Raw genomic sequence first — 5,632 nt, forward strand, 5'->3', positions numbered from 1 at the left:
GGGCCAAACGTCACGGACTACCCCGAGAAGGGGGCGTACGACGCTCAGTTGAGGATGCGCATCGACGTCGGTACGCCGCCGCCGCGCTGGACCTCCTCGACGAGCTCCTGGAGTGCGGTGAGGGCGACGTTCTGCGAGAGCGGGCCGTGGGAGACCCGGGCGACGCCGAGCTCCTGCTGACGGGCCAGCGAGGGGGTGCCCGGAATGGCGATGGTCGTCAGGCGCTGCGGGCCGAACGCGTCGACGAGGGTGACGATCTCCTCCTCGGTGAGGATCGCCGGCACGAAGACGACCGGGGCGCCGGCGTCGAGGTAGGCCTTGCCGCGGGTGACCGCGTCGGCGAGCACGTCGGCCCGGTCGCGGTCGCGCCCGAGGTGGAACGCGTCGGTGCGGGCGTTGAGCACGAAGTCGGGCACGCCCTCGGCGGCGGCCGCCTTCATGACGGCCTCCACCTGCGCCACGGCCTCGGCCAGCGGCTTCATCTGGTCCTCGAGGTTGGCCCCGACGATGCCGACGCCGATCGCGCGGCGGACGGTGTCGGCGGCGTCGCCGTACCCGCCCTCGAGGTCGGCGCTGACGGGCAGCTCGGTCGCCTCGACGATCCGACGGCACATGTCGAGCATCTCCTCGACCGGGATCACCTCCCCGTCGGGGTAGCCGAGGGTGGCGGCGATCGAGTGGCTGGCCGTGGCCAGGGCCTTCGTACCGGGCACGTCGGCGACGGTCTTGGCGCTGATGGCGTCCCAGACGTTGACGACGGTCAGCAGCTCCGGGGCCCGGTGGAGGGCGAGCAGGTCGGTGGCGCGAGCGGAAGCAGTCATGCCTCGCTCAAGGTCGGACCGGCGGGACCTATTCCCGCGGCCGCGCGCCGCCGCGAGTCCGTGGCCCCGTGGCCCGCGGCCATGGGTCAGTGGTCGCTGACCGCCGACTTCGGTACGGCGACCAGCGCGAGCGCCGCGCACAGTGCGGCGACCGAGCAGACGGCCCAGACCGTCAGGTAGCCCGAGAGCGGGGCGTGACCGGCGGTGGGGCCGTCCAGCGAGCCGGTGGAGGCGAGCGCGATCGCGAAGACCGAGGAGGCGATGGCCCCGCCGACGGTCTTGGTGGCGTTGGTCATCCCGGTGGCGAAGCCGGTGCGGTCGGCGGGTGCCGCCGCGGCCGCTGCGGCGGGCAGGGCCGCCACCAGGGCCCCGGACCCGATCCCGGCGACGCCCATGTTGACGAGCGCCTGGGTGGTCGTGTCGTGGAAGGGGATCCACAGTGCGTAGCCGATCGCCACGAGCACCGACGAGGCGATCAGGGCCCGGCGCGCGGTCAGCAGTCGGGAGGTGAGCGGCAGGGTGAACGCGCCGACGGCGAGGCTGACGACGTACACGCCGATCAGCGTCGACACGAAGGCCGCGTCGGCGCCGAGCCCGTAGCCCACCACGTCGGGGTCGGTGCGGGCGAAGGTCGACAGCGGGATCTGCGCCCCCAGCACCGACATGCCGAAGAGGAAGGCGGTCAGCTGCACCGGCCACTGCGCGCGGGTGGCCATCAGGTCGACGTCGACGAGCGGCTCGGCGATCCGCCGCTCGGCGCGCACGAACGGCACGACCAGCGCGAGCGCGGCGACGACGAGCAGCCAGGCGAGCACCGACGACGGGCCCTGGAGGCGGATGACGATGAGTCCCGCCATCAGGGTGCCGAGCACGGCGGTGATCAGTCCGAAGCCCACCCAGTCGATGCCGCCGGTCGCACGGCCGGGGACGTCCTCGATCCCGAACCAGATCACCACGAAGCAGAGGGTCACCACGATCGCCGGCAGCATCAGCAGCACCGTCATCGACGTCGACTCGACGAGCGCTCCCGAGGTCAGCGCGCCGACGATCACGGCCAGCTCGAGCGCCCCGACGAGGATGGCGGCGGCCCGCCGGGTCAACAGCGCCTGGCGTCCCGTGCCCGCGGTGCGCCGGTGGATGATCGCGATCTCGAGGGGCAGCCACACGACGTACGCCCCCTGKATCGCCCAGCCGATGAGGAACGTCGTGAAGGACGGCGCGAAGGCCAGGATCCACGAGCCGAGCGCGGTCACCGCCGTCGAGAGCAGCAGCACGTTGCGGTGGCCCCACAGGTCGCCGAGTCGCGCCAGCAGCGGTACGCACAGCGCCGACACGATGAGCTGGGCGGCCTCGAACCAGTTCACGTCGGCATCGAGGATCCCGAGGTGGTCGGCGATGTCGCTGAAGATCGGCGTGTAGTAGCCCTGCAGGATCCCGCTGGCGATCTCGACGCAGACGAGGAAGCCGACGATCCGGACCAGGTGCGGGGCGACGCCCCTGGTGCCGGTGGTCCCGGACGGCGAGGTGGTGGTCATGCGGGGAGCCTCTCGATGAGCGTGCGGTACCAGCGGACACCGTCGACGAGCGCGGCGATCCCGAGGTGCTCGTCGTAGGAGTGGATGGCCTGGCGCTGGGCCTTGGTCATCCGGAAGGGCGCGAAGCGGTAGACGCGCTCGCAGATCTCGGTGAAGTGCCGCGAGTCGGTGGCGGCCATCATCACGTACGGCGTGGGCACGGCGTCGGCGAACACCTCGCCGATGCAGGACTCGATCAGCTCGAACGCCTCGTCCATGGGGGAGACCGGCGATGGCTCGCCCGCCTCGACGACGTCGATGCGGATGCTGTCGTCCTTGATGGCCGCGCGCAGGTGGTCGACGACACCCGCGACGGTGTCGCCCACCATCACCCGCACGTTGAGCCCGGCGCGTGCCGTCGAGGCGATCACGTTGAGCGCCGGACTGCCGCTCAGCGTCGTGGCGGCGACCGTCGTCCGCGTCATCGCCGCGGCCTCGGGACCCGCAGCGAGCAGCACGCGGGTGATGGCCGGGGCGATCCGGTCGGCGCGTGAGAGCAGCGGCCGCACGGGCAGCGGCAGGTGCGGGGCGATCCGGCGCATCAGCTCCAGCGTCGGGGCGGGTGCGGAGGCGGGGAAGGGGGACTTCTCGACCCGCAGGATGGCGCGGGCGATGCGCGTGGTCGGGCCGTTGCGCGACGGCGTCGACGCGTGCCCCCCGCGACCCTCGGCGACCAGCTCGACGCTGGTGGTGCCCTTCTCGGTCACCCCGATGACCCCGAGCGGCGGCGTCACGCCGGGGAACGCCTCGTGGGCGATCGCGCCGCCCTCGTCGACCACGAACCACGGCCGCACGCTCGCGGCCCGGAGGTGGTCGACGGCCTCGAGCGCCGCCGTACCGCTGATCTCCTCGTCGCAGCCGAAGGACAGCCACACGTCCTGGGCCGGCACGTGGCCGGCCTCGAGGAGCAGCTCGACGGCCTCGCAGATCGCGACGACACACCCCTTGTCGTCGAGGGCGCCGCGGCCCCAGATCGCCGGTCCGGTGGGGGAGTCGGCGATCTCGCCGCCGAAGGGCGGGTGCTGCCAGGGGGCGTCCTCGTCGACGGGCACGACGTCGAGGTGGGCCATCAGCACCACCGGCCGGGCGTCGCTCGCCCCCGCCCAGTGGAGCAGCAGCCCGTGGCTTCCGACCCGGGTCAGCCCGAGCCCGGCGTGCACCCGTGGGAACTGCGTCTCGAGCTCGGCGAGCAGCCGGTCGAAGGCGTCGGAGTCCACGCGAGCCGGGTCGCGGTCGGAGACCGTCGGGATGCGCACCAGCGCCTGGAGCTTGCCCACGACGCGGTCGTGGCGGGTGTCGGCCATGGGCCGCAACCTAGTGCGGATCCCGGGGGTGGGTGGGGATCAGGCGTCGGCCACGTCGATCAGCACCTTGCCGACGGCCCCGTCCTCGACCGCGGCGTGGGCGGTGGCGGTCTGCTCGAGCGGGTAGTGGTGCACCGGGAGGCCGTGCTCGTCACCGACCCCGAACGCACCGTCGGCGAGTGCGGCGCTGATGTCCTCGGCCGCCGCTCGCAGCGCCGCCATGCCGACGGTGTAGAGCAGCACCCACTGGAAGCGCGCGTTGGTGGAGAACGTCTCGCGCACGCTCAGGGGGACCTCGTCGCCGCCGTTGTTGGCGTAGATCGCGATGGTCCCGCGGGGCCGGATCACCTGGAGGTCGAGCCGCAGGTTCTGGGCCGGTGCCACCTCGACGACGATGTCGACGCCGTCCGGGGCCAGGTCGCGGATCGCCGCGACCGTGTCGCCCTCGCGGTAGTTGACGGTGTGCCGGGCGCCGGCCGCCCGCGCCAGGACGGCCTTGTCGTCGCTGCTCACCGTGCTGATGACGGTGGCGCCCGCCCACCGGGCGAGCTGGATGGCGGCGTTGCCGACGGCGCCGGCCCCACCCGCGACCAGCACGGTGAGGCCGGCGAGGGCGCCCGGAGCGAGCCGGTCGGGCCCGTCCTCCGAGGTCGTCAGCGCCCGGTGGGCGGTGACGGCGGGGACCCCGAGCGAGGCGCCCACGTCGTACGACGCCGTGTCCGGAAGGAGGGTGACGTGGGCGACGGGCAGCACGACCTGCTCCTGCGCCGTACCGCCGGGGCGGGTGTGCTGGGCGAGCATCGTCCACACCCGGTCCCCGACCGAGAAGCCGGTGACCCCGGGCCCGACGGCGTCGATCACGCCGGCACCGTCCTGGCCCGGCACGATCTCCGGGAAGGCGAGCTCGCCCATCCCGCCGGCACGGAACTTCCAGTCGGTGGGGTTGACCCCGGCGCGGACGACCCGCACCCGGACCTCGCCCGGACCCGGCTCGGCTGGCTCCCGCTCGACCAGGTCGAGCACGGAGGAGTCGCCGCTCTCGGTGTAGACGACAGCACGCATCAGGGGTTCCCTTCGTCGAGGATCGCTGCTCGGGGGTCGCGGGTCAGCGGTCGCCGAGCACCGGGTAGTCGGTGTAGCCCTCGGCGCCACCACCGTAGAAGGTCGCCTGGTCGGGCTCGTTGAGCTCGGCCCCGGTGCGCCAGCGCTCGGCGAGGTCGGGGTTGGCCAGGAACTCGCGACCGACGGCGACCAGGTCGCCGAGGTCCTCCTCGCTGATCGACTCGACGTCCGCGAGGTCGGTGACGCTGGCGAAGCCGGAGTTGAGCATGACAGGACCGCCGAAGCGGGCCCGCAGGTCCGCGACGATCTGGCTGCGCGGGTCGGCGAGGATGCTGAGGTACGCGAGCCCGAGGTCCTTGATGCCGTCGACGAGGATCTCGTACGTCGCCGTGGTGAAGGCCTCGTCCTGCTCCAGCACGCCCTGGATGTTGTGGGCCGGCGAGATCCGGATGCCGACCTTCTCGGCGCCGATCGCGTCGGCGACGGCCCGGGTCACCTCGATCGCGAAGCGGGCGTGGGCCTCGGGGGACCCGCCGTAGGAGTCGGTGCGGGTGTTGGAGGACTGGCCCAGGAACTGGTGGATCAGGTAGCCGTTGGCGGCGTGCACCTCGACCCCGTCAAGTCCGGCGTCGACCGCGTTGCGGGCGGCGGTGACGAACTCCTCGACGACGCCGGGGATCTCGTCGGTCTCGAGCGCGCGGGGCGTCGGCATGTCGACCTGGCCCTCGGCGGTGACCATCGTGCCGTCGGCGGGCAGGGCGCTCGGCGCGACGCTCTCGAGGCCACCCTTGTTGTCCGGGTGCGCGACCCGACCGACGTGCATCAGCTGGGCGACGATGTGACCGCCCTCGGCGTGCACGGCGTCGGCGAC

Annotated in this window: 5 protein-coding genes; all 5 read right to left on the reverse strand. The window is 73.1% G+C overall.

The features are described 5' to 3' along the window. Window positions 1-44: 44 nt before the first annotated feature. Complete coding sequence (locus tag ACXJKL_RS13080) at window positions 45-821, reverse strand: isocitrate lyase/PEP mutase family protein (protein ID WP_457207480.1); 777 nt, start codon at window positions 819-821, stop codon at window positions 45-47. Between the two features lie 86 nt (window positions 822-907). Next, window positions 908-2,356 carry an MFS transporter gene (locus tag ACXJKL_RS13085; RefSeq protein WP_457207481.1) on the reverse strand — a complete coding sequence of 483 codons (1,449 nt, stop codon included), beginning with the start codon at window positions 2,354-2,356 and terminating at the stop codon, window positions 908-910. After that, entirely contained in the window at window positions 2,353-3,699 is a 1,347-nt protein-coding gene (locus ACXJKL_RS13090) for a M20/M25/M40 family metallo-hydrolase (protein ID WP_457207482.1), read from the reverse strand. The genes ACXJKL_RS13085 and ACXJKL_RS13090 overlap by 4 nt, the downstream gene beginning before the upstream one ends. A gap of 39 nt (window positions 3,700-3,738) precedes the next feature. Next, a complete protein-coding gene (locus ACXJKL_RS13095; RefSeq protein WP_457207483.1) occupies window positions 3,739-4,761 on the reverse strand; it encodes an NADPH:quinone reductase in 1,023 nt (340 codons plus the stop codon). 43 nt (window positions 4,762-4,804) lie between these two features. After that, window positions 4,805-5,632, reverse strand: an 828-nt coding sequence (locus ACXJKL_RS13100) for an oxidoreductase (RefSeq protein WP_457207484.1), incomplete at its 5' end; no start/stop codon positions are given.

The organism is Nocardioides sp. P5_C9_2 (assembly GCF_054049555.1).

What these genes read in the sequence shown, in the direction of transcription:
- ACXJKL_RS13080 (WP_457207480.1), bottom strand. Translation starts at nt 821, where the DNA reads ATGACTGCTTCCGCTCGCGCCACCGACCTGCTCGCCCTCCACCGGGCC.
- ACXJKL_RS13090 (WP_457207482.1), bottom strand. Translation starts at nt 3,699, where the DNA reads ATGGCCGACACCCGCCACGACCGCGTCGTGGGCAAGCTCCAGGCGCTG.
- ACXJKL_RS13095 (WP_457207483.1), bottom strand. Translation starts at nt 4,761, where the DNA reads ATGCGTGCTGTCGTCTACACCGAGAGCGGCGACTCCTCCGTGCTCGAC.